Source organism: Pseudomonas sp. MPB26, from assembly GCF_046605355.1.
Taxonomy (GTDB): Bacteria; Pseudomonadota; Gammaproteobacteria; order Pseudomonadales; family Pseudomonadaceae; genus Aquipseudomonas; species Aquipseudomonas cedrina.
On sequence record NZ_CP176793.1, the window covers coordinates 5,382,664 to 5,407,113 of the forward strand.

A 24,450-nucleotide genomic window follows, 5' to 3' on the forward strand; every position below is an offset into this window, starting at 1 on the left:
CAAGGGAGGACTTTCTTGAAAGCGTATAACACCTTGAATTAATTCGGTTTGCTTAGGCCGTTCCGACGAGGCGAGTAAATAGATTAAAGCCGCCACATTGTAGAGATCGTACGTCCTGACGAAGGCCATTGCGCCTTCATAGGTCGGGGCAATTCGACGACCCCAGTTTCGACCACCGTAATATTTTTGCTCAACTATGCTTTGAACGTTAAAGGAGCTTTTTGACCATCGGACGGCCTCAATATGCAGCATGGCATGCCGATAGACTTGTTATGACCCAAGAGGCGGCATTCCATGTTCAATACCAAAATCAAGAACCAGCTCCAGTCGCAATCTGCCGAGCTGTCGGAGCTGCGCCAACTGCGCGATGGCCTGGACCGCGAAATGCTCATGTTGAGCATCGACTCGGCGTTCGAAATCATTGCCTGCAACGAAAATTTTGCCAAAGCCTTGGGCTATACGCAAGATCAGCTCCGGGGGCGTGCCATGTCCCAGATTGTTCCGCAGTACGTGTCCAAGCTGCCGTGCTTTCATAACTTTCGTGCTGCGGTCGCCGCAGGCAAGTCGATCACGGACGACTACAGGTACCTGCATGCCGACGGTTCATTGGTGTGGCTGCATGCCCATTGGCGGCCCATAACGGATGCGAACGGCAAGTTGAGCCATGTCACATGCTATGCGACGAATATCACTTCCCGGGTGGAGAAAGCATCGGAAAATTCCTCCTTCATCGATGCACTGCTGCGTTCGACGGCGGTGATCGAGTTCGATCTTTCCGGGCATGTCCTGAAGGCCAATGACCAGTTCCTGCGAGCGATGGGCTACAGCCTGGAGCAAGCCAAAGGCAGTCACCACCGGATCTTCTGCAAGCCAGAGGAAACGTCGTCGCAGCAATACAAGGATTTCTGGGCAACCTTGAACAGAGGTGAATTTGTCGCCGGCCGATTCGAGCGCGTGGACAGCCGTGGCCAGACCGTATGGCTGGAAGCGACTTACAACCCGGTTTACGACACCGAAGGCAACCTGTGCAAGGTGGTCAAATTCGCGACGGTGGTCAGTGACCAGGTGGCCCGCGAACACGAGGTCAGCGGAGCAGCCCATACGGCATTTGAAATATCCCAGCAGACCGATGTCACTGCCCAACGCGGCGCGGTGGTGGTCAACGATACGATGCACACCATGCGTAAAATCGCTGTGGATATGCAGGCGGCCTCCGGCGGGGTCGAAGCGCTCGGCAAGCAGTCACTGCTGATCAGCTCGATCATCCAGACGATCAGCAGTATTGCCCAGCAAACCAACCTGTTGGCCTTGAATGCCGCGATTGAAGCGGCCCGCGCGGGGGAGCAGGGTCGAGGCTTCGCGGTGGTGGCCGATGAGGTTCGACAACTCGCCGGGCGCACCAGCACGGCGACGGAAGAAATCGCATCGGTGGTCCTGCAGAACCAGAAGCTGGTGGACGAGACCGTCGCCGAGATGGCCAACAGCAAATCCCAGGCCGAGCAAGGCCTTGAACTGGCCACGCAGGCCGGCCAGGTCATTGTCGAAATTCAGGACGGCGCAAAGAAGGTCGTCGAAGCAGTGGGCAGGTTTGCCACGCAGGTGGCTTAGCCTGGGAGAGAACGGACCATGCAAGACAGGTTCAATCTGGCGCGGTTTGTCGAGGCCCAGCGCCCGGTGTTCAGTCGCGTCATGGACGAACTGCACGCGGGGCGCAAGACGAGCCACTGGATGTGGTTTGTCTTTCCACAAGTGCAGGGGCTCGGTCGTTCCGAGATGGCCCAGCGTTTTGCTATCTCTGGCGTGGCCGAGGCACGCGCTTATCTGGAGCACGAGGTGCTCGGTCCAAGGCTCGAAAGCTGCGTCAACGCGGTTCTGCAACACCGCGGAACAAGCGCTAGTCAGCTCTTCGGCGCGCCTGATGACCTGAAGTTTCGCTCTTGCCTGACGTTGTTCATGAGTGTCCAGAACGAGTCCACTGTGTACCAAACGGCACTGGATCAGTTTTTCGACGGTGAACCGGATCCCAAGACACTCTTGCTGCTCAAGACAGGATAAGCAGCAGGGCGCATCACGCTTGATGAAAGTGCTTGCCCAACGCATCCAGCCGCACCGCAATCGGCGGCAGGCGTTCGCTGCTGCGGGCCAGGGTTTCGACGTCATCGGCCGTGCTTTGGGCGATGCTCTGCACCGACTGCAACCGCCCGACAATCTCCAGGTTGGCCGAGGTCTGCTCGCGTGTAGTGGTCACGATCCGGCCGTTCAGGTCGTCGATATGCGCGATGTCATCGCCCACTGCACGCAGCATGTCCACCGCCACCTGGCTATCTTCCACGCAGCGTTCCACGCCCTGGCGGCTGTCGTGCATGGCTTCGACGGCCTCACGGCTGCCTTGCTGCAAACCTTCAATGATGGTCTTGATTTCCTGGGTGGATACCGCCGTGCGTTGCGCCAGGCTGCGGACTTCGTCGGCGACCACGGCAAAGCCACGGCCTTGCTCGCCGGCGCGGGCCGCTTCGATGGCGGCGTTGAGGGCGAGCAGGTTGGTCTGGTTGGCGATGCTGTTGATCACTTCAAGCACGCTGCCGATCTGTTCGGCTTGCGCGGCCAGGCCTTGCACGGTTGCGTGGGTGCCATTGAGGCGTGACGCCAGTTGAGTGATTTCCTGCTGGGCCCGGCCGACGCTTTCCTGGCCGCGCAGGACCTGCCGGCTGGCTTGGCCGGCGCGATCCACCGCTTGCTCGACGTGCACCGCGATGTGGCCCATGGCATCTTCCATGCGCTGCATCGAGCCGGTCATCTGGGTGATTTCCGCCAGTTGATGGCGTGCGCCTTTTTCCAGGGTACCGCTGGCGCTGGCCAGCTCCTGGCCGAGTTCGCCAAGGCCCTGGGAGTCGCGGGCGACGCCATCGATCAGGTGGGTGATCTGCTGCAGGAAGTGATCGAAACGCTTGGCCAGCGACACATGCGCCTTGCCTTCGCCTTGGGCGGTTTGCGCGGTGACCTGGGAGGTGACCGCGAGCATTTTCTCAAGCATTTCCTGGCTCTCGACCGCCTCGGCCTGGCTGTGCACGGCCAGGTACAGCAGGGCGACGGTTTCCATGACCACGTAGAACGCGTGGACGAAGACCATGGCCCAGCCGCCATGGTGTTCCATCACAAACACTGGGAAGCCTTGATGTTGCAGTGCATGGAACACCACGTGGTGCACGGCGATAGTGGCCGCCGCGACCAGGATCGGCAGCCAGTCGCGATAAAAGGTCAGCACCGCCAGCAGCGCGAAGATGCCGAAGTGCGCTTCGATCACACCCTGGGCCTGGTTGATATGCAGCGCCGCCATGACCATCAGGCCTGCGCCGAGGACGCAACGCATCACGCGGGTTCCACCGATGGCGCGGTACAGCGCGGTCAGCACCACGCTGGTGCCGCCGCCGACGACGACGGCTTGCATCAGCGTGTCATGCCAGAACCCCAGCCCCAGGGAAAACAGGAACATCAGCCAGATCAACGCCAGCATGATGCGGTCGGCTTTGCGGTAGTGCTCGAAAAAACGCGTGGGGGTGGGCATTCACACTTACTCCATGGGGGCTGGCCGAAACAAAGCGAGGGCAGGGTGGAGCGAATCGGTGTTTTTGGTTTTTTTATTGGAATCATGGATGCCAACCGTATATCGGCATCAGAGGGCGGGACTTTAGGAGCGGCTACCCGGGAGGGTAGCCGTGGAGGGGACTGGGGTCAGAAGCTGTATTTTGCGGTGAGCATCATGTTGCGCGGGTTGCCATAAGCGTCGCCGCCATAGCTCACGGAGTTGGCGATGGTCGAATAGTACCGACGGTCGAAGATGTTGTTGGCGTTGAGCTGCAGGTCCAGGTGGTCGTTGACCTTGTAGCCTGCCATCAGGTCGGTGACGGCATAGGCGCCTTGCTTGAGACGGTAGCTGCCGCCGTTGGCCAGATTGAGGTCGTTGTACATGCGGCTCTGCCACGAGACGTTGCCGCCTACGCGGAGTTTTTCCAGCGGACCCTGAAAGTGGTAGCTGGTGGTCAGCTTGAACAGGTGCTCCGGGGTATCTGTATCGAATTGCTTGTTGACGTTCTGCGGGTTGGCTTCATCCTTGATGGTGTGCGTACGCGCATAGGTGTAGCCACCGCCCACCTGCCAATTCTCGGTCAAGGCGCCTTGCAGTTCGAAGTCGATGCCCTGGCTGCGGATCTCGCCCGAGGCTTGCGAGCAGGAGGCCTGCGGACAGTTGGGCACGGTCACCCCCACGGCACGGTTTTCCTGGTCGACGCGGAACAGCGCCACGCTCGCATTCAGCGCGCCCCCTAGGTATTCGCCCTTGATACCCACCTCGTAGTTTTTGCCGATGATGGGCTTGAGCGGACTACCGGAGGTATCCTTTTCGCTTTGCGGCGTGAAGATGTCACTGTAGCTGACATAGACCGAATGATGGTCGTCCAGGTCGTAGATCAGGCCCGCGTAACGGGTCAGGTTGCGGGTGACCTTATAGTCGCCGGCGTCGCTGCCATGGGCGTCGTAGTCATACCAGTCCAGACGTGCGCCAAGGATCAGCTTCAACGGGTCGGCCAAACTCAGGCGCGTGGTGGCGTAGAAGCCGTCCTGGGTAGTGACGGTGCGGTCATTGGTGGTGTGGGTAAAGTCTGGCTTGCCGGCGGTGAGTGGCCAGTTGAGGTTGTACGGGCTGTAGTTGTGGGTGGTCATGTCGTAGATGCGCCGGCTGGTGCCAACCACCAGCTCATGGGTACGCCCGAACGCCTGGAAGGGGCCGCTGGCAAACGCGTCGACCCCCGCCTGGTTTTCATCGTAGGCCGCCTGGTAAACCGTGCGCGCCGGTGTGTTGGCGACCCAGCGGGACTGGTAGGACCCGGAGAACAACGCGTTCTGTTCAGCGTAGTTGGCGTTGACCTGCAGCTTCCAGTCATTGGCCAGGCGTTGACGCAATTCTGCGAACACTGTGTTGATCTCCTGATCCTTGTTCTCCCAGTCGGTCCCAGGGTTGTAGGAGCGAGGCAGGTCCAGGTGATGGCCATCCTGGCCAACCATTGACGAACCCCAGAAGTAATTGGTCTTGTCCTTCTGGTTCGAGAAACCAAGGGTCAGGGTGGTGTCTTCGCTCAGGTCGGCTTCGGTGACGGCATAGAACAGGCCGTGATATTCCTCGGCCTTGTCGATGAAGCTGTTGGCATCGCGATAAGAGGTGACGACGCGCCCGCGCCAGGTGCCGCTGTCGTTGAGCGGGCTGGAGGCGTCCAGCTCGCCGCGATAATCGTCCCAACTGCCGGCGGCACCGGTCAGGGTGACTTTCTGCTCGTCCAGTGGGCGCTTGCGCACCAGGTTGATGGCCGCCGAAGGGTTACCCGCGCCGGTCACCAGGCCGGTGGCGCCACGCACGACTTCGACGCGATCGAACATCGCCAGGTTCGGCTGCGCACCCACCGACGCACCGTTATAGCCGCTCGGGATGCCGTCATACATGAGGTTGTCGATGTCGAAGCCGCGCGACGTGTAGGACTGCCGGCCAGGGCCGTTGGAGTAGTTAAGGAATAGTCCCGGCGTAGCCTTGACGACATCGTTGATGCTGGTCATCGCCTGGTCATCCATGCGCTGGCGCGTAATCACGGTAACGGCTTGCGGGGTTTCACGCAGGGTCAACGGCAGCTTGGTCGCGGTGCTCATCGCCCCAGTGGTGTAGGACTGCGTACCTTCGGTGGTTTCTCCCAGTTGCTGTTCACCGGAGATTTGCGTGGCGCCCAGTTCGAGGGTGGTGGCCGGCGCTTGGGTATCGGCGGCAAACGCCGCGTGTGAGGTTGCAAGACAGACAGCCAACGCCATCAGGCTGGGTAGGAAACCATTGCGGCTGTGATGTTGCACAGACATAGAACTGACACTCCCCAATGCCCTCCGTGGCGAATAATAAAGATGTTGATAAGTATTCGCATTAGTCTGGCAGATTGTGTCTTTTGGAAAAAGTCTTAAGGAAGAATTAGTTAACGAATTTTTCACATCGAGGAGGGTAGGCATATTGCCATTATTTGCAGGCGGGCCCGCGCTGCCATCGGTAGCTGGCCCATCCTTGCCATTCAAACCTGAGCGCCGCGCTGTCGACTTGGGCACCCATTAACCTTACGAGTGCAGGCCGCTACTGGCAGAAATAGCCGGTCTGGGTGCGCCAGTTTTAAGACAGCACAATCTCATAAGGCTCACGCATGCGCTCCAGCAGCACCTGGGCCAGCATCGGCGCCAGGCCGATCTGCGGGTCACCGGCCAACTGGCTGGCATAGGCGTGGGCGGCGTGGAGTTTGCGCGCTACGCTCCAGGTGTTCAGGCGCACCTTGCGCGCCCGGTGCCAGGGGATGATCGCCGCTTCACGGGCGGGCCAGTGCCAGGCCCAGATCGGCAGTTCATGCAACTGCGCGCCCACCAGGCTGCAGGCGCTGGCGCTGGCACGACCGACGCTATCGTGGTCGTCATTGCCGTCATTGCGCCAGGTGCTGAACACCACATCGCCGGGCTGCAGGTGGCGCGCGATGAATTGGCTCAGTGGCGCTTCCCGCGCGGCGAGGGCGTTATCGCAGAACCCGCCGCGAATCCACTTCAGGCTGTGCAAGGGCATGCCGAGGCGGCGCAGGGCTTCGACGCTCTCCTGGGGGCGCACCACGCTCAAGCGGCTCGCCGGCCAGACAGCAGAGCCCGGATGGCTGGCACTGCCATCGGTGATGGAGATTAGCTTCAGCGGGTGTTCCAGGGTGCTGAGCAATTGCAGCAGGCCGCCACAGGCCAGGACTTCGTCGCCGGGGTGGGGCGCGATGATGACCACGCGAGCGCCAGGGGGCACCAGTGAGGAAGGGGTGACGGGGGGGATCTGCGCCAGTTGCGGAGCGCTGTTCCAGATTTGCGCTGGGCCGCTACGGCCGTCGCTTAAGGAAGCAAGCTTCATGGGTGTCACATCCTTGTCGGTTAACGCTGGGCCGTGCCGCGTGGGCGGCATGGCTCGCTGGTATTCACCACAGGCTCCGCTGCGGTGGGCGCTGGCATTCCAACCTTGGAATGCCGGCAAAGCCCCCTCAGCATAGACAAGGATGCGGCCTTTGACATTCAGCCACGCCCTTTTTTACACGGCGTGTATCAGGCTCTTCAAATAATCGCCAAACCCGCCTTGCGCGCGGGCGTCCAGACGCGCGCTGGTGATCACTTGCGGGGCGTGGCTCCAGGCGATAGAGGCGCCGGACAATTCGAGGTCGCGAACCAATTGGACATCTTCATGGCAGGCCAGGGGTTCGAAACCACCGGCGCGCACGTAGGCGTCGGCGCTCACGCCCAGGTTGGCACCATGAATGTGCCGATGACCGTCACGCGCCTCGTAGCCTTGGTGATAGCGAATCTGCGCGGCGGGGTCGAACGCTTCACCCCAGGTATCCACCGTGACGGTGCCGCACACCGCGTCCACCCCCAGCGCGAGCTGGGCCACCAGCCAGTCGGGGGCTACCCGGCTGTCGGCGTCGGTGCAGGAGATCCACCGCGCGCCCTGGCTGATCAGGTGCCGGGCGCCCACGTCCCGCACCTGCCCGACGTTGCGCGCCTGGGCCTCCAGGCATTGCACCGGGTAACCCCGAGCGATGGCGGCACTGCCATCGCTGCAACTGTCGAGTACCACCAGGACAGTGACCTCTTCGCCCAGTAATCCCGGGTGACTGGCCGCCATCAGCGCCGCTTTCAGGCAATCGCCCAGTAACCCTTCTTCGTTATGCGCCGGAATCAGAATGCCGATCATCGCAAGCCTTCTAAGGTGGCAACCGAGGTGCCGTCGAGGCTCCAAAGGTCAAGAAAAAAGTCATGCTCGTGGTGGGAGACGACTCGCGGCATGTGTAACTGCTGCTGGAGCAGGCCGTGCACCTGCTCGGCGGTGAGCGGGCAACCTTCGATGGGCGGGCGCCAATGGCAAGCCAGCACCTGGCCGTCTTCAGTCAGCGAGCCACGGGTGCGCTCGATCAACTCGCCCAGGTCGCTGGCGTCGAGGTAGTAGCACAACTCGCTTAACACGATCAGCTCGAACTTGCCCGTAGGCCATTGCGCCGGCAGACGGCTTTGCAGCACCTCGGCATGGGGGAAACCCAGCAAGCGACTTCGCGCCAGCGCCACCGCGGCCGAGGCTGTGTCGCAACACAACAGGCGATCGCAGCGTGGCGCCAGCTCGAAGCTCAGCTCGCCATTGGCGCAGCCGGGCTCGAACACCGAGGCGTAGCGCGGGCGTGTGAGTACCGCCAGGGTCAACGCGCGTTTGCGTCGCTCGTACCAATGCTGGCGAAAGGCCCAGGGATCATCGTTTTCGGCGAACAATTGGTCGAAGTAGGGCGTGGCGACACTCAAACAAACACCACTTCAAAAGGTTGCAGGAGGCGCTCCACCACGTAGGGCGCGAGCACCGGTGCGAGGCCGACCTGCGGGTCGCCCTCCAATTGGCTCGCGAAAGCATGGATGGCATGGCGCTTACGGGCGACGGCTTCGCAGCTCAGCGCAATCTTGCGCGCACGGTGCCAGGGCACCTGGCTGTCTTCGGGCGTTGCCCAGTGCCAGGTCCATACCGGCAGCTCATACAAGGTGGCGCCCACCGCCATTGCAGCCTTGGCGCTCGCACGGCCGACGGCCTCATGATCGCTATGGCCATCTTCGCGCCAAGTGGTGAAAACCACGTCAGTGGGTTTGAGGTACCGCTGGATAAACACCGCCAGCTCATCTTCTCGAGCGGCCACCTGGCTATCGCCGAACCCCGCACGCAGCCATTTCAGGCTGTGCAACGGCACGCCCAGGCGATGCAGGGCCTGGGCCGACTCCTGCGGGCGTACCACGCTCAGGCGCTCCACGGGCCAGCGCCGTGAACCGGGGTGACTGGCGCTGCCGTCGGTCACCGAGATCAACTGGATCGGCCGACCCAGCGCCGCCAGGCCTTGCAGCAAACCGCCGCAGCCGAGCACTTCATCATCCGGGTGCGGGGCAACGATGACCGCACGGTGCCCCTCAGGTACCAACTGCTCGACGCTGATCTGCGCCAGCTCGGCCATCTTCGCAGAGGCTTGCCAGCGATGCAGCGGCGTGCCCTGGCCAACGATCGGATTGGGTTTCATAACTGCCACCGTCCTGTGGGGGCGCTGGCGACGAGCTCGCCAAGGCCGGCCAAGTCGCGTTCGGCATGGCTCTGGCGCACATACACCGGCAGGTCCGCCATCAATTGGGCAAAGTGCGGGTCCTTGCAGTAGGGCCCGGCCCCCAGCGCACGCCCCACATGGCGCATGACTTGCTCAACGGTGTCTTCGACGCAGGCACGGGTCCGCTGGGCCAACTCCCTGGCATCGGCTTGTGGCGCAAGGTCGATGCGCTCGGCACTGGCGCGCAGTACGCACGCCGCACTGTTCAATACGCTGTCGACGGCGCCAAGGTGGGCAAAGGCGTGGGGCTCTGCATGCGTGCTGCAGTGTTCACGCAAAACCTGCGCCAGGCGTTCGGCCCCGCCATACCAGCAGGCGGCGATACCGATTCCGCCTTGCCAGAAACCGGGCCGGGAGAGGTAATCGCCCGGTCCGCCCACGGCCAGGCCCCACGCCCCATCGAACACGACGTCCACACTGCCGGTGGCCGCCATGCCCACGGCGTTCCAGCCTTCATCCGTCACGATGACACCGGGTTGCGCCATGGGCACCGCCACCAACTGTTGGCGGTCGTCTTCGTCCCAGGCAGTCACCAATCCATGGCTGACCACCGCCGCGCCGGAGCACCAGGCTTTACGTCCTTGCACGCTCAGGCGCTGCCCGTCTCGCCGCACGCGCACCTTGGCCGACGGCGGCTCGGCGGCCCACATTCCCCAGAGGCTGCCCAGCGGCGGCAACGGGCTGTCGAGCTCGGCCATAATCGCCAAGGCATCGGCGTGGCCTTCGAACAGCTTGCACAGGCGCAGGTCGTGACCCGCCACCTGCGCCAAGCGGCTGAAACGCGCCAGCGTCTGGCCGCTGCCTGGCAGCGGCAGTTGGTCCAGGCCTTCCTCTTGAAGTGCCTTCAGGGCCGCGCCCAGGGCGTGCGTGTCAGCATAGCCCGGGGAGTCCTGGAGGCATCCATGCGCCTGCATGTCATACCTCGTCTTCACGCTGCAGTTCGAACAGCAACAACGAACGGCCGGTAACGCCGTACTCATGTTCGAAATCGAAGCGTTCCTGGCCGCGCACGGCGGGCTCGTTGGTGTCGAGCATGCAGGTCCAGAACTCACCCTCGGGCACCGGCGGCAAGCGGAAATTGACCACGTCATGGTGGGCGTTGACCACCAGCAGCAGCGTGGCATCGGCGCCGGGACGGCGAATCCCGGTTTCCTGGGCGCGACCATCCATCAACATGCCCAGGCAGCGGCCGTTGCTGTCTTCCCATTGTTCGGTGGTCATCTCCGAGCCGTCCGGCGACAGCCAAGTCACGTCCTTCACACCGATATCTTCGTTGTAGTCGCCCACCAGGAAGCGGCCACGACGCAGGATCGGGTAGGCCAGGCGCAGCTTGATCAAGCGTTTCACAAACTTGAGCAGGGCCTTGCCGTCTTCGTCCAGGTCCCAGTTGATCCAGCCGATTTCACTGTCCTGGCAGTAGGCGTTGTTATTGCCGTGCTGGGTGCGGGCGAATTCGTCACCGGCCACCAGCATCGGCGTGCCCTGGGACAGCAGCAGTGTGGCGAAGAAGTTGCGCATCTGACGCAGGCGCAGTGCGTTGATTTCCGGATCGTCGGTTGGGCCTTCGACGCCATGGTTCCAGGACAGGTTGTTGTTGCTGCCGTCCTGGTTGTTTTCGTCGTTGGCTTCGTTGTGCTTGTCGTTGTACGACACTAGGTCGTGCAAGGTGAACCCGTCATGCGCGGTGATGAAGTTAACCGAGCTGTAGGGGCGACGGCCGCGATGGTTGAACATTTCGCCGGAAGCCGTCATACGCGCGGCGAAATCGGCCAATTGTGCGTCGTCGCCTTTCCAGAACGCACGCACGGTGTCGCGGAAACGGTCGTTCCATTCCACCCAGCCCGGTGGGAAATTGCCCACCTGGTAGCCGCCGGGGCCGCAGTCCCAGGGCTCGGCGATCATTTTCAACTGGCGCAACACCGGGTCCTGGCGGCAAGCCACGAGGAAGCTGTGGCGCTCGTCAAAGCCGTCACGGTAGCGGCCGAGAATGGTCGCCAGGTCGAAGCGGAAGCCATCGACATGCATTTCCGTGGCCCAGTAGCGCAGCGAGTCAGTGACCATCTGCAGGACGCACGGGTGGCTCAAGTCCAACGTGTTGCCGGTGCCGGAATCGTTGATGTAGAAGCGCTTCTCGTCTGGCATCAGGCGGTAGTACGAGGCGTTGTCGATACCGCGCATGGACAGTGTGGGGCCGCGCTCGTTGCCCTCGGCGGTGTGGTTGTAGACCACATCGAGGATCACTTCGAGCTTCTGCTCATGCAGGTGCGCGACCATTTCCTTGAACTCGGCGATCTTGCCGCTGGCGAGGTAGCGCGGGTCCGGGGCAAAAAACGCGATGCTGTTGTAGCCCCAATAATTGGTCATGCCTTTTTCCAGCAGATGCTGGTCGTTGACGAAGGCGTGCACCGGCAGCAGTTCAACCGAAGACACCCCCAACTGGCGGATGTGCTTGAGCACGTCATCTTCCATCAACCCGGCGCAGGTGCCGCGCACGGCCTCGTCGACCGAAGGGTGACGCATGCTGATGCCGCGCAAGTGGGTTTCGTAAATGATCGTACGGTCCCACGGCACTCGCACCGGCTGGTCGTTGCCCCAGGTGTGCGCCGGGTCGATGACTTTGCATTTGGGCACGAAGGGCGCGCTGTCGCGTTCATCGAAACTCAGGTCGTCATCCGGGTGGCCGATGGTGTAGCCGAACAGCGCTTCGGACCATTTGAGTTCGCCCACCAATTGCTTGGCGTAGGGGTCGATCAGCAATTTGTTGTGGTTGAAGCGATGGCCGTTGGCCGGGTCATACGGACCGTACACGCGATAGCCGTAAATCAGCCCCGGGTGGGCGTCGGGCAGGTAGCCGTGGAAGATCTCGTCGGTATATTCCGGCAGCTCTATACGCTCAAGCTCCACTTCGCCGGTGTCGTCGAACAAGCACAGCTCGACCTTGGTGGCGTTGGCCGAGAACAGGGCAAAGTTGACACCCAGGCCGTCCCAGGTGGCACCGAGGGGGAACGGTAAACCTTCACGCACCCGTGACGGTTCGCCGCCCGGCGTCGCTGGGGTCTTATGGGGTTTGCTCATGAATGTTGCTCCTGGAAGGGGAAATTCTTCGGGCCGAACGCGGCCCTGCCGACGGAAAGTCAGCTGATCGGTATCAAAAACAGAATCCCCTCCTGCCGACAGCGTCGGGAGGAGGGCTATGAAATAACGAGGGTCAGGGTTTGGGCTTTTTTGGCGCGGGCTTTTTAGCGGCCGGCGCCGGAGTCGGTTTGCTCGCAGGCGCAGGCTTGGCTTTTGCGGCAGGCGGTTTGGCGGCAGGCGACTTGGCCGCCGTCTTCGGCTTGGCCGCAGCTTTTGGCTTGCTTGGCGTCAGCGCTTCGGCTTCGGCCAGTTTGCGCGCCATCTCCCAGTGGCGAGCATCTTCACCATGGGGTTTGCCCTCAGATTCCCAGATCTGATGCGCCAGCTCGCGTATGCGTTTGTCTTCAGTACTCATCACAATGCTCCTCGCAAAAATTTTCAGCTTTCTTGATCATCAGAATTGATAAAGACATTGACCGGGAAATCCCCCAGGGCAGCGCTGATCGATAGCTCCTTGTCTGGTGTGACTGCGCCTGTGTGAAAAAGTCCCTTCCAGTTTTGGTTTGGCACGGCGAACGGTAATTTGACCCGCGTATCGCCCCAAACCTGCGCATTGATCTGCGGGTGCACGCCGTTTTCAAGCAGCTGATGCGACCAGCGCGGTACCACCACCAACAGGCGTTTGCCCTCATGTTCGCGACAGAATGCGACCACCCGTTCGGCGTGCTTGCCGACCACTTCCAGCGGTGTGTAGGCACCGCTGCGGAACACCTCGGGATGGGCCTTGCGCAGGGCGAGGACCTGGGCAATCAGCGCTTGCTTGATACGCCCGTCGCGCCAGTTGAACAACAATTCGCCCAGGTCCGGTGGCGTGTTCAGCGCCTGTTGCCGTGCGCTGAAATCCACCGGGCGGCGGTTATCCGGGTCCACCAGGCTGAAGTCCCAGAACTCGTCGCCCTGGTACAGGTCCGGCACGCCCGGCACGGTGATGCGAAGCAAGGATTGCGCCAGGCCATTGAGCGCGCCGGCTGGCGCAATGGCCTGCGCGGCGTCGCCGATGGCGGTGCGCAGCGCCTGGCCTTCGTCACTGAGCAACAGCCGCGACAGGAAGGCTTCGACGCCTTGTTCATAGGCCTCGTTGGGCGCGCTCCAGCTGCTCTGCAACTTGGCTTCGCGCAGCGCCTTTTGTTGCCATTGCCACAGGCGCTGTTTATACCCGTCAAAGTCAGCGTCCTGGTCCAGCGGCCAGCTACCGAGCAAGGCCTGGTAGAGGATCAGTTCATCGCCGGCCGACGGCGCGTTGGCATCGGTACGCAACGGGGCGGCGAGGGCGCGCCACTGTTCGACCTGCTCGACGTACCACGGCGCGCATTCACTGAGCACGGCCAGGCGTGCGCGGGTGTCTTCGCCGCGCTTGTGGTCATGGGTGGCGGTGGCCAGCAGGTTGTCCGGGAACGCCTGCAGGCGCTCACTGTTGACCTGATGAAACTCGGCCAACGGCGCGCTGAACTGCTCGGTATTGAAGCCCACGTCGTTGCGCGACAGCAACACCGCCGAGCGATAGAACGCCGTGTCTTCCACCGCCTTGGCGGCGGCGGGTGAGGTCAGTTGCTGGAACCGCACGCAGGCATGCTTGAGGATCTTGCGCTCTCGGCCCACCGGGCGATTGCGCCAGGGCTGGCCGCCGAGCCATTTTTCCAGGTGATCGAGCACCGGCCAGTCGCCTTCGCTCAAGGTCGTACGAGCGCCTTCCATGGCCTGGCGGAAGATCTTATCGTCGTCCGCGCTGCGGCCACGGGCGCTGATATAAGTGCGATACACCGGGAAGTGCACGATCAATTCCTGCAGAGCCCGGCGGATGGCGCCCAAGGTCATGTCGCGAGTCATCACATCGTCGCGCGCCACTTGCAGCAAGGCCTGGGCCACGCTTTCGAAGTCGCCGCCGAGGGAGCCATTGAGGATCTGCTGACGCGCCAACCGTGCCTCTTCCATGAACGCCGAAGGCCGTTCGCTGTGGCGGGTCCACAGCTCGGCCAACGGCGCAAAGCCGTTCGGGTCGTGTTGCAACAGCGAGAGCTGGTTCATGAACTCATAGCCGGTGGTGCCATCTACTTTCCAGTCTTTGCGCAGGGTTTCGCCTTCGCCGAGGATTTTCTCGACGAAGATCGGCAAATGCCGCTGCGGCGATAACGAATCCACACGGCGGCGCAGCTTGCGGCAGTAACCGCGCGGGTCAGCCAGACCGTCGATGTGGTCGATGCGCAGGCCATCCACCAGGCCTTCGCTGATCAGTTCGAAAATCTTGCCATGGGTGGCTTCGAACACGGCGGCGCGCTCGACTCGCAGGCCGCCCAGTTCGTTGACATCGAAGAAGCGCCGCCAGTTGATATCGTCGGCTGCGGTGCGCCAGCTCGCCAGGCGGTAGGCCTGTTGTTCAAGCAGTTGATGCAGGCGTTCGAAGCCCTCCGGCTGGCGGCCGTCGAACTCGGTCAGGCGCTGTTCGATGGCGGGCAGCACTTCGGTGGCGCGATCGGCCAATGCCTGTTTGAGCCACGCCGCCTCATGGTAGGCGTCGTCCTGGTAGGCGAGGGCGCTGAACTGGTCGGCCAGGGGCTTGAGCGAGTCGCCAGTGCCCAGGATCGCTGCATAATCCCGTGGGCAGATCGGGAAACGGTGTTCGTAATGCTCGACGTAGAACGCACCGTGGCTGGCATCGAAGTGCAAGGTCAGGGTGCCGTTCTGCAAGGCTTCGCCGTAGTCGTTGCCCAGGAACGGCATCAGCAACTGGCCCTTGAGCAAGGGGTCGGGCGAATGCCACTGGATATCGAAGAACTCACTGTAGGGGCTCAACCGGCCCCACTCCAGCAGGTCCAGCCACCAAGGATTATCGGCACCGCCCACGGCCATGTGGTTGGAGACGATATCGAGGATGAGCCCCATGCCGTGCTCACGCAGTGCCGCCACCAGGCGGCGCAAGGCCGCTTCGCCACCCAGCTCCGGGTTGACGGTGGTCGGGTCGACCACGTCGTAGCCGTGCATGGAACCGGCGCGGGCGCTGAGCAGCGGCGAGGCATACAGGTGGCTGATGCCGAGCTGGGCGAAATACGGCACCAGCGGCACCGCGTCATTGAGGGTAAAGCCTTTATGGAATTGCAGGCGCTGGGTAGCGCGCAGGGGCAGTGCTTTCATCGGTCACGCTCATAGGCTTGGTTACGCGCGACGGCCAGCAGCTCGAGGCGGCGGGCAGCGCCGGCATTGTCGAGCAGGCTGGATGCCTCCCCCGGCAGGCGGCGGCGCCAATTGGGGTGGGTGTCGGTGGTGCCGGGCAAGTTGGCTTGTTCCTCGATGCCCAGCGCATCTTCCAGCGGCAGCAGTACCAGCGGCGCACGGGTGTGGCCGAGGTAACGCACGCTGGCGTCGATCATGTGGTCGGTTTCATTGCGGATTTCTTCGACGAAGTTCTGCGGGTCCTGGCTCAAGGCCTGGCGCAGCGCCTGGCGCTCGCGCAGGCGGTGCTCACTCCATTGCTCCACGGTGGGGGCGTCGATCAGGCCGAGCTGGACGTTCCAGTCGATATCACGGCTGTGCCACCAACCGTTGAGCGTCGGCAGGTCGTGGGTGCTGGTAGTGGCCAACGCGTTGTCGGGCCAGTCGAGGATCGGCTTGAACCGACCTTCGTGGTCTTGCTCGAACAGCAACACACGCATGCCCAGGATCGAGCGGGCGATGAGTTTTTCGCGCAGGCCATCCGGCACGGTGCCCAGGTCTTCGCCGAGCACAATGGCCTGGTGGCGGTGCGATTCCAGCGCGAGCAGGCGCAGCAGGTCATCCACCGGGAAATACAGGTACGCGCCGTCCTGGGGCGAGGCGTCCATAGGCATCACCCACAGGCGCTGCAAGCCCATCACATGGTCGATGCGCAGGCCGCCGGCATGGGCGAAGTTGGCGCGCAGCATTTCGATGAAGGCGCGAAAGCCGTTGCGCTTGAGGCCTTCGGGGGAGAAGGCGGAAATGCCCCAGCCTTGGCCGGCACGGTTGAGGATATCGGGTGGCGCGCCCACGGTCAGGTCGGCGAGCAACTCATCCTGGCGGCTCCAGGCCTGGCTGCCACCGCCGTCGGCGCCCACGGCCAGGTCGGCGATCAGGCCCACGCCCATGCCGCTGCCGCGCGCGGCTTGTTGCGCGCGCTCCAGGCAGCGGGCGATCAGCCATTGGCTGAAGGCGTAGTAACCGATTTCATCGGAATTTTCTTCGGCGAACCTGGCCAGTGCCGGGCTCTGCGGGCTACGCCACTCCTCGGGCCAGTGGCGCCAGTCGAGGCTTTCACCGGCGGCGGCACGCGCCGCTTGCACGGCTTCGAAACGGCAGTGGTTTTCCAAGGCTTCGCCACCGGCCTGGCGGAAGCTCAGGAAATCGGCATGTTGCGGGTGATGGCCGTGGCGGAAGTCTTCATACAGTGCGCGCAACAGGCGCTGCTTGGCCTTGGCGGCGGTGGGCCAGTCGATCAGGTTGTGCTGCTCCAGTTCGTGCAGCTCATCGGTCAGGCCGATGGCTTCGATGGCATTGCGCACTTCGCGCTCGCCCAGGATGCAGCCCGGCGAGGCGTACAAGCTGTTGAGGAACAACCGGCTCGAGGGCGAATACGGGCTGAAGCGCCCGGTGTCGGCGCTGAACATCGCGTGCATCGGGCTGATCGCCAGGGCATCCGCGCCGCGCTCGGCGGCCGAACGCGCCAGATGTTCCAGCGCCAGGGTGTCGCCAAAGCCGCCATCGCCCAGGCGGCGCAGGGCATAGAGCTGGGCGCTGAGGCCCCAGGCACGCGCGGGTTGGGTGTCGGTGGCTTCGGCCACGCTGTAGCAGTGGGCAGGCGCGACGGCAAGGGTGAAGGTCTGGTCGGCGATGTGCACCTGGTGATAGCCCAGGGCGATGATTCCGGGCAGGACGGCGTCGCCATCGAGCCGCAGTTCCAGGGTTTCGCCATTCTCAAGGCTGACTCGGCACAGGGTGTCGGGTTCGAAGTAACGCGCCAGGTCCAGGCTTTCACCGCTGTCGATGGTCATCAAGGGTGGCAGGACTTTGTTCTGCTGTTCCTGCTCCAGTTCGTGCAGGCTGGCGTCGATCTCGGCGTCAGTATCGGCCGGGTGGCCCAGGCCTTTGAGAACGGCGCGCAGGGCGTCGGGTTTCACTCGTTGCGGGCGGCCGTTTGCGTCGATCCAATCGACGGCCAGTCCCGCTCGGCTGGCGAGGATTTCCAGGTTCGCTTCGCTCAAGGGTGCTCTCCAACAGGGAATAAAGTAACGCGGGCGCTGAAAGGCGGCAGGTGTGCGCCATCGTTGACAGGCGTTTCGAACAGGACATGTTCCGTCGCGGGACGATCCAGGGGCGTAGCGCTGAGGTTCAGATCAATCTGCAACAGGCTGCCGTTGCCCAGGCGCCAGCGCGCACTGACCGCGCCGTCGGCCAGCACCTCGGCGCCCAGCGTGGTGCTGCCGGGCAGGTGCGGCACGATGTGCTGGTGGCGCAGGCTCAGCAGGTGGCGGTAGAGCTGCGTATGCTCGTTCTCGGTAAAACTGGGCGTGGTCTGCAGGAACGTCGCCAAGGCATTCGGATCGGGGATGCGCTCGCGTCGCTGCGGGTCCTTGAAGGCGGCGAAATCCGCAAATTCATTGCGCCGGCCTTCACGCACCGCTTCGGCCAGTTCGCCATGGTGGTCGGTGAAAAACAGGAAAGGCTCGCTGGCGTTGGACTCATCGCCCATGAACATCAGCGGAATCATCGGCGACAACAGCAGCAGGGCGGTTGCCGCCTGCAAGGCCTGGGGCGGGCAGAGCTGGTGCAGGCGCTCGCCCAGAGCCCGATTGCCGATTTGGTCATGGTTCTGCAGGAACGCCACAAAGGCGCTCGGCGGCAGATGCCCACTGGGTTCGCCACGCTCATGGCCATGTCGCGTGGTATGACCTTGGTAGATGAAACCTTCGCCCAGGCAACGTGCGAGCTTGGCCGTAGGCTCCTCGGCAAAATCGCTGTAATACGCGTCGGTCTCGCCGGTCAGCAACACATGCATGACATTGTGGAAGTCGTCGTTCCATTGCGCGTCGAAGTCCCGATCGTCCTGCAGCAGGCTGGCCTGGTTAAGCTCGTTTTCCAGCATCAGCCACACGTGTCGGCCGGCGTCCACTTGCTCGCGGACTCGGTGGGCCAGCTCCCTGAGAAAATCCGGGTTGTCGATGGCATGCACCGCATCCAGGCGCAGGCCGTCGAAGCGGTATTCCAGCAACCACATCAGCGCGTTATCCAGAAAGAAATCCCGAACCTGGCGACGATTGAAGTCGATACCGGCGCCCCATGGGGTGTGCACGTCTTCCTGGAAGAAGCCCTTGGCGTACTGGCCCAGGTAATTGCCATCGGGGCCGAAGTGGTTGTAGACCACGTCAAGGATCACCGCCAGGCCCTGTTCATGGGCGCTGTCGATCAGGTGCTTGAGCTGTTCGGGCGTACCGTAGGAGGCTTGCGGCGCGTAGGGCAGAACCCCGTCATAGCCCCAGTTGCGCTCACCGGGAAATTGCGCCAAAGGCATCAATTCGATCGCGGTGATGCCCAGCTCGGCCAGGCGTGGCAGGTGCTTCTCGACGCCGGCGTAACCACCCATCGCGCCGACGTGCAGCTCATAGATGACCGCTTCGTGCCAGGGGCGACCTTGCCAGTGAGCGTTGCGCCACTGATAGGCGAGCGGGTCGACCACTACGCTCCAACCATGCACGTCCGAGGCCTGGGCCCGGGACGCCGGATCGGGGACATCTTTTTCGCCGTCGATATTGAAGCGGTAGCGCGTGCCCGCCGGGCACGCTATTTCGGTTTCAAACCAGCCTTCTGCCTGGGGTAGCATGGCGACCGATTTGCCGCCTTCCAATTCAACGCTGACATAAAACGCATCTGGCGCCCACAAGGCGAAACGCGTGTGTTGCGCGTCCAGCATGATTGCGCCGTGGGGCCAGGTTTCCAGAGTCCGTAAAGGCATCTATAAAAACCTCTCGTTGATTATTTGACTGATTTCCCCAAGGCCTTGGCGACCAGTTGCTCGTACAGTTCGGCGTAGGGTTCCACCGCCTGGCTCCAGTTGAAGGGGCGCGTCATCGCCCGGCAACGCATGGCGTTGAGCAGGTCAGGGAAGGCAAATACCTTGAACGCGCGGCTCAGGGCTTCCTTGTAGCTGTCGACGGTGGACTCATTGAACAGAAAGCCCGTCACGCCGTTTTCGATGGTATCGGCCAAGCCGCCGGTGTTGCGTGCAACCGGCAGCGAACCGAAGCGTTGGGCGTACATCTGGCTCAGGCCGCAAGGCTCGTAGCGCGACGGCATCAACAGGAAGTCGCTGCCGGCGAACATGCGACGGGCATCGGTCTCGTTGAAGCCGATGCGCACGCCGATCTGGCCTGGGAAGCGCAGCGCCAGTTCACGCATGGCGTTTTCTTCCTCGGGCTCGCCGCGACCGATAATCGCGATCTGCCCACCTTGTTCGACGATAAAGCTGGCAACGGCTTCGGTCAGGTCCAGGCCTTTCTGGAACACCAGGCGGGAAACCACGGCGAACAGTGGGCCAGTTGACTCACTCAAGCCGAACAGCTCACGCACTTGCGCGGCATTGACAGCCTTGCCTTCCCAGTCGCCCACATTGAAGTTGTGGGTCAGGTGCGGGTCAGTCGAGGTTTCCCAGCTGTCTTCGATGCCGTTGGGGATGCCGCTGAGCAAGCCTTGCTGGGTCTTGCTGGCCAGGAAGCCATCAAGGCCGCAGCCGAATTCCGGGGTGGTGATTTCCTGAGCGTATGTGGCGCTCACGGTGGTGATGTGGCTGGAATAGGCCATGCCCGCCTTGAGGAACGACATCTTGCCGTAGAACTCCATGCCTTCCTGTTGCAAGGCATGGGGCGGGATGCCCAGCTCAGGGGTGCAGCCCAGGCTGACCACGCCCTGGTACGCCAGGTTGTGGATGGTGAACAGCGTCGGGGTGCGTGAGCCACGCCAGTGCATGTACGCCGGCGCCAGGCCAGCGGGCCAGTCGTGGGCGTGCACCAGGTCCGGGCACCAGTGGATCTGCGCCAGGTTGGCGGCCATGTCGGCGGCGGCCAGGCCCAGGCGGGCGAAACGAATATGGTTGTCCGGCCAGTCGCGGCCGTTGTTGGCCCCGTAAGGGGTGCCTTCGCGCTCGTAAAGTTCAGGGCAGATCAGCACATAGATGACCAGGCCGTCCTTGAGGTCCATGCGCCCGATCTTGCAGGGTGGCAACGCGGCGTGGCCACCCAGCTCGCCGATGATGTGAATCGGGTTATCGCTTTCCATCACCTGCGGGTAGCCGGGGATCAACACGCGCACATCGTGCAAGTGAGCCATGGCGCGGGGCAGGGCCGCCGACACATCGCCCAGGCCGCCGGTTTTCACCAGGTCGGCAAACTCGGAGGTAACAAACAGCACCTTCTTTCGATTGGGGTTATGACTGGACACCGGCCGCACCGTATTGAGGTCGACTACTAAAGAGGTCGACCCGCCAACTGGCTGACTAACACGCTCTCCCTGAATACTTGCTGCGGCACTGATCATAGTTCTCTCCAACGTGTTGGTTAGCTAATGGCCCGCTGCCATTAGCTCGATGACCGCTTCCTGCGGCCAAGCGCACAAGCGCACGACAATCTGGCAAGGCGTATGCCAGTTGCTCGGTTAACTGAAAAAGATTGGATGGACGGGCATGTAGCGTGAATCGCGGAGTGCTCGCCTTGCCTTAAAACTTGACCAAGGGCCGAGTTGAAAAGTTTAGTTTTTTTGCGGGGTTTTTGTTTTGGAAGGGACCCATCGGTCAGGAGTCTAGGACAGATCCCAGAGCCTGTAGGGTTTTCGAGCGATTTTTGTAGGACAAAAAACTTTTAACGATATGCCCATTGCGAAGGTCCCACGATTCTGTCGTGGGCTGTATTGGCCCCGCCTATGTACGGGAGCCTCTGTAGTGAGCGGGCTTGCCCCGCGCTGGGTGGCGAAGCCGCCCCAAACCGGGCGACCGGAGTTATCCTGCGGCTCGGCGGTGCCATTATGGGGGGCGGCTTCGCCACCCCGCGCGGGGCAAGCCCGCTCACTACACGGAATCGCGGCATCGGTAGATGGCAATGGCGTTGCACCGGGGTAGTGCGTTAGCGGAGCAGACAGGTGTGAAGGGTTTTGCACCAGCGTGGTGCGTTAGCCGAGTAGGCGGATGGGCGCGCCCATGGCCCATGCCTGTATGGCTTCGATCATCTGCCCATAAAACTGCCGATAATTCTGTTCGCTCACGTAACCCACATGGGGCGTGGCCAGTACATTCGGCAAGTGGCGCAACGGGTGATCCAGCGGAAGTGGCTCCTCGGCAAACACGTCCAGCGCCGCGCCAGCCAGACGGCCGCTTTGCAGTGCGCGCACCAGCGCCGCCTCGTCCACGATCGGCCCGCGTGCGGTGTTGACCAGGCGGGCGCCGGGTTTCATCCAGCCCAGCGCCTGGGCGTCCACCAGCCCACGGCTGCGGTCGCTGAGCACCAAATGAATGGTGAGAATGTCTGCCTGTTCGAACAGTGCCTTCTTGCTGACCCACGTCACGCCCGACTCGGCCGCCCGTTCCGGCGTGAGGTTTTCACTCCAGGCAATCACCCGCATGCCGAACACCTGGGCGAACTGCGCGACTTTCTGGCCAATGCTGCCCAGGCCGAGAATGCCCAGGGTCTTGCCATACAGGTCACCGCCCAGGCCAACCTGCCAGTGGCCGGCACGCAACGCGTTGGCTTCGGCCACCAGGTTGCGGGTCGAGGCCATGATCAGCGCCCAGGTCAGTTCGGGCGCCGCCTGTTTATAGCTGTCGGTGCCGCACACCTGGATGCCCAGGGCCTTGGTGGCGGGGATGTCGATGGCGGCGTTGCGCATGCCGCCGGTCACCAGCAGCTTCAGCGCGGGCAAGCCCTGCAGCAGGGCTTTGTCGAAGGGGGTGCGTTCGCGCATCAGGCAAATCACCTCGAACCCCTTCAACCGCTCGATCAGGGTGGCGGTGTCCGCCGGGTAATCGTGCAGGAAATGCACCTGGCCCACCGTGTCGAGAACCGACCAGTCCACCACGCCGCTGGCGACGTTCTGCCAATCATCAATGACCGCGATCTGTACCGACATCGCCAGTGCCTCGAAAAGGTTGGGTTAAAGGGCGTTCAAACCCTGCAACAGCGCTTTGTGGAACTGGGCCGGTTCTTCCATTTGCGGTGCGTGTCCCAGGCCGGGGAATTCCACCAGAGTGGCATGGGGAATCAGTTCGGCCACTTGCTTGCCCAGCACCGCGTAGTTGCCGAGCTTGGCCTTGACCGCCGGCGGCGCAATGTCCTTGCCGATGGCGGTGTTATCGGACGTGCCGATCAGCAGCAGCGTGGGCATCTGCAGGTTCTTGAACTCGTAGTAGACCGGCTGGGTGAAGATCATGTCGTAAATCAATGCCGAGTTCCAGGCGACCAGCGTGCGCCCTGGGCCGTTGGCGAGGCCGGCGTACATGTCGACCCAGCGTTCGTACTCCGGTTTCCAGCGGCCGACGTAATAGGTGTTGAGCTGGTACTTGCGGATGCCCTCGGCGTTGACTTTTAGCTCACGCGCATTCCACTGGTCGACGTTGAGCGAGGGCACGCCCAGAGCCTTCCAGTCTTCCAGGCCGATGGGGTTCACCAGTGCAAGCTGCTCGGTTTGCTCGGGGTACATCAGCGCGTAGCGCGTGGCGAGCATGCCGCCGGTGGAGTGGCCGATGAAGGTGGCCTTTTGAATGCCAAGCTGTTCCAGGAGCTGGTGGGTGTTGGTCGCCAGTTGCTGGAAACTGTATTGATAGTGGTCGGGCTTGCTGGAACTGCAGAAGCCGATCTGGTCCGGCGCGATCACACGGTACCCGGCGTCGCTCAAGGCCTTGATCGAGCCTTCCCAGGTGGCGCCGCAGAAGTTTTTGCCGTGCATCAGCACCACCGTGCGAGCGTTGGCCTGGCCTTTGGGCGCAACGTCCATGTAACCCATCTGCAACGTTTTACCCTGGGATTGGAATTGGAAATGCTGGAGCGGGTAGGGGTATTTGAAACCTTGGAGTTCAGGGCCATAGGTTGCGGCAAGCACCGGGGCGGCGCTGGCCGTGAGCAGGCCGGCGATACAAAAAGCGCGGATCAGAGGCATGAGCAGGGCTCCGGGAAAAGTGATCGGATGCTGTTGCGAGGAGATTAAGTGGGGATTAACCCCCACTGCAAGGTCACGGCCGCGAGCACGCCGTATCGAATGCTTTTGGCCAGGGTGACCAGCAGCAGGAATCGCCACAAGGGCTCTCGCATTACCCCGGCGACCAGGGTCAGCGGGTCGCCGATGATCGGCAGCCAACTGAGCAGCAACGTCCAATGACCCCAGCGCTCGTAATGTTGGCGCGCTTTGTCCAGCTGCCGGTCGCTGACCGGAAACCAGCGCCGCGTCTTGAAGTGCTCAACCCAGCGTCCCAGCCACCAGTTCAGCACCGAGCCGAGCACATTGCCCAGGGTGGCAATGGCCAGCAGCAGCCACAGGTTGAAATGCCCGCTGACGAGCAGGCCCACCAGCACGGCCTCCGATTGCAGCGGCAACAAGGTCGCGGCGCCAAACGCCGCGAAAAATAACCCCAGGTAAGCCGCGATCATTGCGCCGGGTAGTCAGCCACCACTGCGTCTTTACCCTCACGGGTCAGGCCGATGACCTGATAGGCCTCGCCGCGGCCTTGCACTTCCATGCCGGGCGAGCCCATGGGCATGCCGGGTGCCGCGATGCCCAGCAGATCGTTGCGTTTGCGCAAGGCCAGCACTTGTTCGGCGGGCACGTGGCCTTCAACGAACTTGCCATCGATCACGGCGGTATGGCATGAGCCCAGTCGCGGTGCCACGCCGAGGCGCTTCTTGACGGCGCTCATGTCGGCTTCCACATGGTCGTTGACCTTGAAACCGTTGCTTTCCAGGTGGCTGATCCATTTTTTGCAGCAGCCACAGTTGGCGTCGCGGTGCACGTCGATGGGGATCAATTCGGCGGCTTGGGCCAGGGTGGTGGCGAACAGGGCTGACAGCAGGGCCAGGCGCAATGGTGTTTTCATGGGAAGGCTCGCGTGCGGGAG

Annotated in this window: 18 protein-coding genes and 2 pseudogenes; 3 read left to right on the forward strand and 17 right to left on the reverse strand. The window is 62.6% G+C overall.

The features are described 5' to 3' along the window. Positions 1-390: 390 nt before the first annotated feature. The 3 genes and pseudogenes from ACLH0H_RS24540 to ACLH0H_RS24550 all read left to right on the forward strand — a co-directional run. Positions 391-1,053: pseudogene (locus ACLH0H_RS24540) on the forward strand (PAS domain-containing protein); the annotation flags it as partial. Positions 1,054-1,173: 120 nt separating this feature from the next. Next, positions 1,174-1,608, forward strand: a pseudogene (locus ACLH0H_RS24545) (methyl-accepting chemotaxis protein); the annotation flags it as partial. Between the two features lie 18 nt (positions 1,609-1,626). After that, entirely contained in the window at positions 1,627-2,055 is a 429-nt protein-coding gene (locus ACLH0H_RS24550; RefSeq protein WP_411380005.1) for a DUF1810 domain-containing protein, read from the forward strand. Between the two features lie 13 nt (positions 2,056-2,068). Here ACLH0H_RS24550 and ACLH0H_RS24555 read toward each other — a convergent pair whose 3' ends face one another. The 17 genes from ACLH0H_RS24555 to ACLH0H_RS24635 form a co-directional block, all read right to left on the reverse strand. Further along, a complete protein-coding gene (locus ACLH0H_RS24555) occupies positions 2,069-3,565 on the reverse strand; it encodes a methyl-accepting chemotaxis protein (RefSeq protein WP_411380006.1) in 1,497 nt (498 codons plus the stop codon). 167 nt (positions 3,566-3,732) lie between these two features. Continuing rightward, positions 3,733-5,895, reverse strand: a complete 2,163-nt coding sequence (locus ACLH0H_RS24560) for a TonB-dependent siderophore receptor (RefSeq protein ID WP_411380007.1) — start codon at positions 5,893-5,895, stop codon at positions 3,733-3,735. Positions 5,896-6,193: 298 nt separating this feature from the next. Next, a complete protein-coding gene (locus tag ACLH0H_RS24565; RefSeq protein WP_411380008.1) occupies positions 6,194-6,955 on the reverse strand; it encodes a PIG-L deacetylase family protein in 762 nt (253 codons plus the stop codon). A 174-nt stretch (positions 6,956-7,129) separates the two neighbouring features. Further along, on the reverse strand, positions 7,130-7,789 hold the full coding sequence (locus ACLH0H_RS24570) for a glycosyltransferase (protein WP_411380009.1): 660 nt from the start codon (positions 7,787-7,789) through the stop codon (positions 7,130-7,132). Next, the gene (locus ACLH0H_RS24575) at positions 7,786-8,385 is read right to left on the reverse strand and encodes an SAM-dependent methyltransferase (protein ID WP_411380010.1); all 600 of its coding nucleotides are present in this window, start codon (positions 8,383-8,385) and stop codon (positions 7,786-7,788) included. The genes ACLH0H_RS24570 and ACLH0H_RS24575 overlap by 4 nt, the downstream gene beginning before the upstream one ends. Beyond that, entirely contained in the window at positions 8,382-9,140 is a 759-nt protein-coding gene (locus ACLH0H_RS24580; RefSeq protein WP_411380011.1) for a PIG-L deacetylase family protein, read from the reverse strand. Before ACLH0H_RS24580 ends, ACLH0H_RS24575 begins: the two co-directional genes overlap by 4 nt. After that, on the reverse strand, positions 9,137-10,135 hold the full coding sequence (locus tag ACLH0H_RS24585) for an acyl-CoA dehydrogenase (RefSeq protein ID WP_411380012.1): 999 nt from the start codon (positions 10,133-10,135) through the stop codon (positions 9,137-9,139). The genes ACLH0H_RS24580 and ACLH0H_RS24585 overlap by 4 nt, the downstream gene beginning before the upstream one ends. Before the next feature lies 1 nt (position 10,136). Beyond that, entirely contained in the window at positions 10,137-12,296 is a 2,160-nt protein-coding gene (gene glgX / locus ACLH0H_RS24590; protein WP_186688712.1) for a glycogen debranching protein GlgX, read from the reverse strand. Positions 12,297-12,429: 133 nt separating this feature from the next. Then, entirely contained in the window at positions 12,430-12,711 is a 282-nt protein-coding gene (locus tag ACLH0H_RS24595; protein WP_411380013.1) for a DUF2934 domain-containing protein, read from the reverse strand. 23 nt (positions 12,712-12,734) lie between these two features. After that, a complete protein-coding gene (locus ACLH0H_RS24600) occupies positions 12,735-15,485 on the reverse strand; it encodes a malto-oligosyltrehalose synthase (RefSeq protein ID WP_411380014.1) in 2,751 nt (916 codons plus the stop codon). Next, positions 15,482-17,566 carry a 4-alpha-glucanotransferase gene (gene malQ / locus ACLH0H_RS24605; RefSeq protein WP_411380015.1) on the reverse strand — a complete coding sequence of 695 codons (2,085 nt, stop codon included), beginning with the start codon at positions 17,564-17,566 and terminating at the stop codon, positions 15,482-15,484. Before malQ ends, ACLH0H_RS24600 begins: the two co-directional genes overlap by 4 nt. Beyond that, positions 17,563-19,314 (reverse strand): malto-oligosyltrehalose trehalohydrolase, encoded by a 1,752-nt coding sequence (treZ, locus tag ACLH0H_RS24610; RefSeq protein WP_411380016.1) that lies wholly within the window; start codon positions 19,312-19,314, stop codon positions 17,563-17,565. The genes malQ and treZ overlap by 4 nt, the downstream gene beginning before the upstream one ends. 20 nt (positions 19,315-19,334) lie before the next feature. After that, on the reverse strand, positions 19,335-20,891 hold the full coding sequence (gene glgA, locus ACLH0H_RS24615) for a glycogen synthase GlgA (protein WP_411380017.1): 1,557 nt from the start codon (positions 20,889-20,891) through the stop codon (positions 19,335-19,337). Positions 20,892-21,518: 627 nt separating this feature from the next. After that, positions 21,519-22,472 carry a D-2-hydroxyacid dehydrogenase family protein gene (locus ACLH0H_RS24620; protein ID WP_411380018.1) on the reverse strand — a complete coding sequence of 318 codons (954 nt, stop codon included), beginning with the start codon at positions 22,470-22,472 and terminating at the stop codon, positions 21,519-21,521. A 24-nt stretch (positions 22,473-22,496) separates the two neighbouring features. Next, positions 22,497-23,498 (reverse strand): alpha/beta fold hydrolase, encoded by a 1,002-nt coding sequence (locus tag ACLH0H_RS24625; RefSeq protein ID WP_411380019.1) that lies wholly within the window; start codon positions 23,496-23,498, stop codon positions 22,497-22,499. A gap of 44 nt (positions 23,499-23,542) precedes the next feature. Next, positions 23,543-23,986, reverse strand: coding sequence for a YqaA family protein (locus ACLH0H_RS24630; protein WP_186688701.1), 444 nt, complete (start codon positions 23,984-23,986; stop codon positions 23,543-23,545). Continuing rightward, a complete protein-coding gene (locus ACLH0H_RS24635; protein WP_411380020.1) occupies positions 23,983-24,429 on the reverse strand; it encodes a DUF411 domain-containing protein in 447 nt (148 codons plus the stop codon). The genes ACLH0H_RS24630 and ACLH0H_RS24635 overlap by 4 nt, the downstream gene beginning before the upstream one ends. Positions 24,430-24,450: the final 21 nt, after the last annotated feature.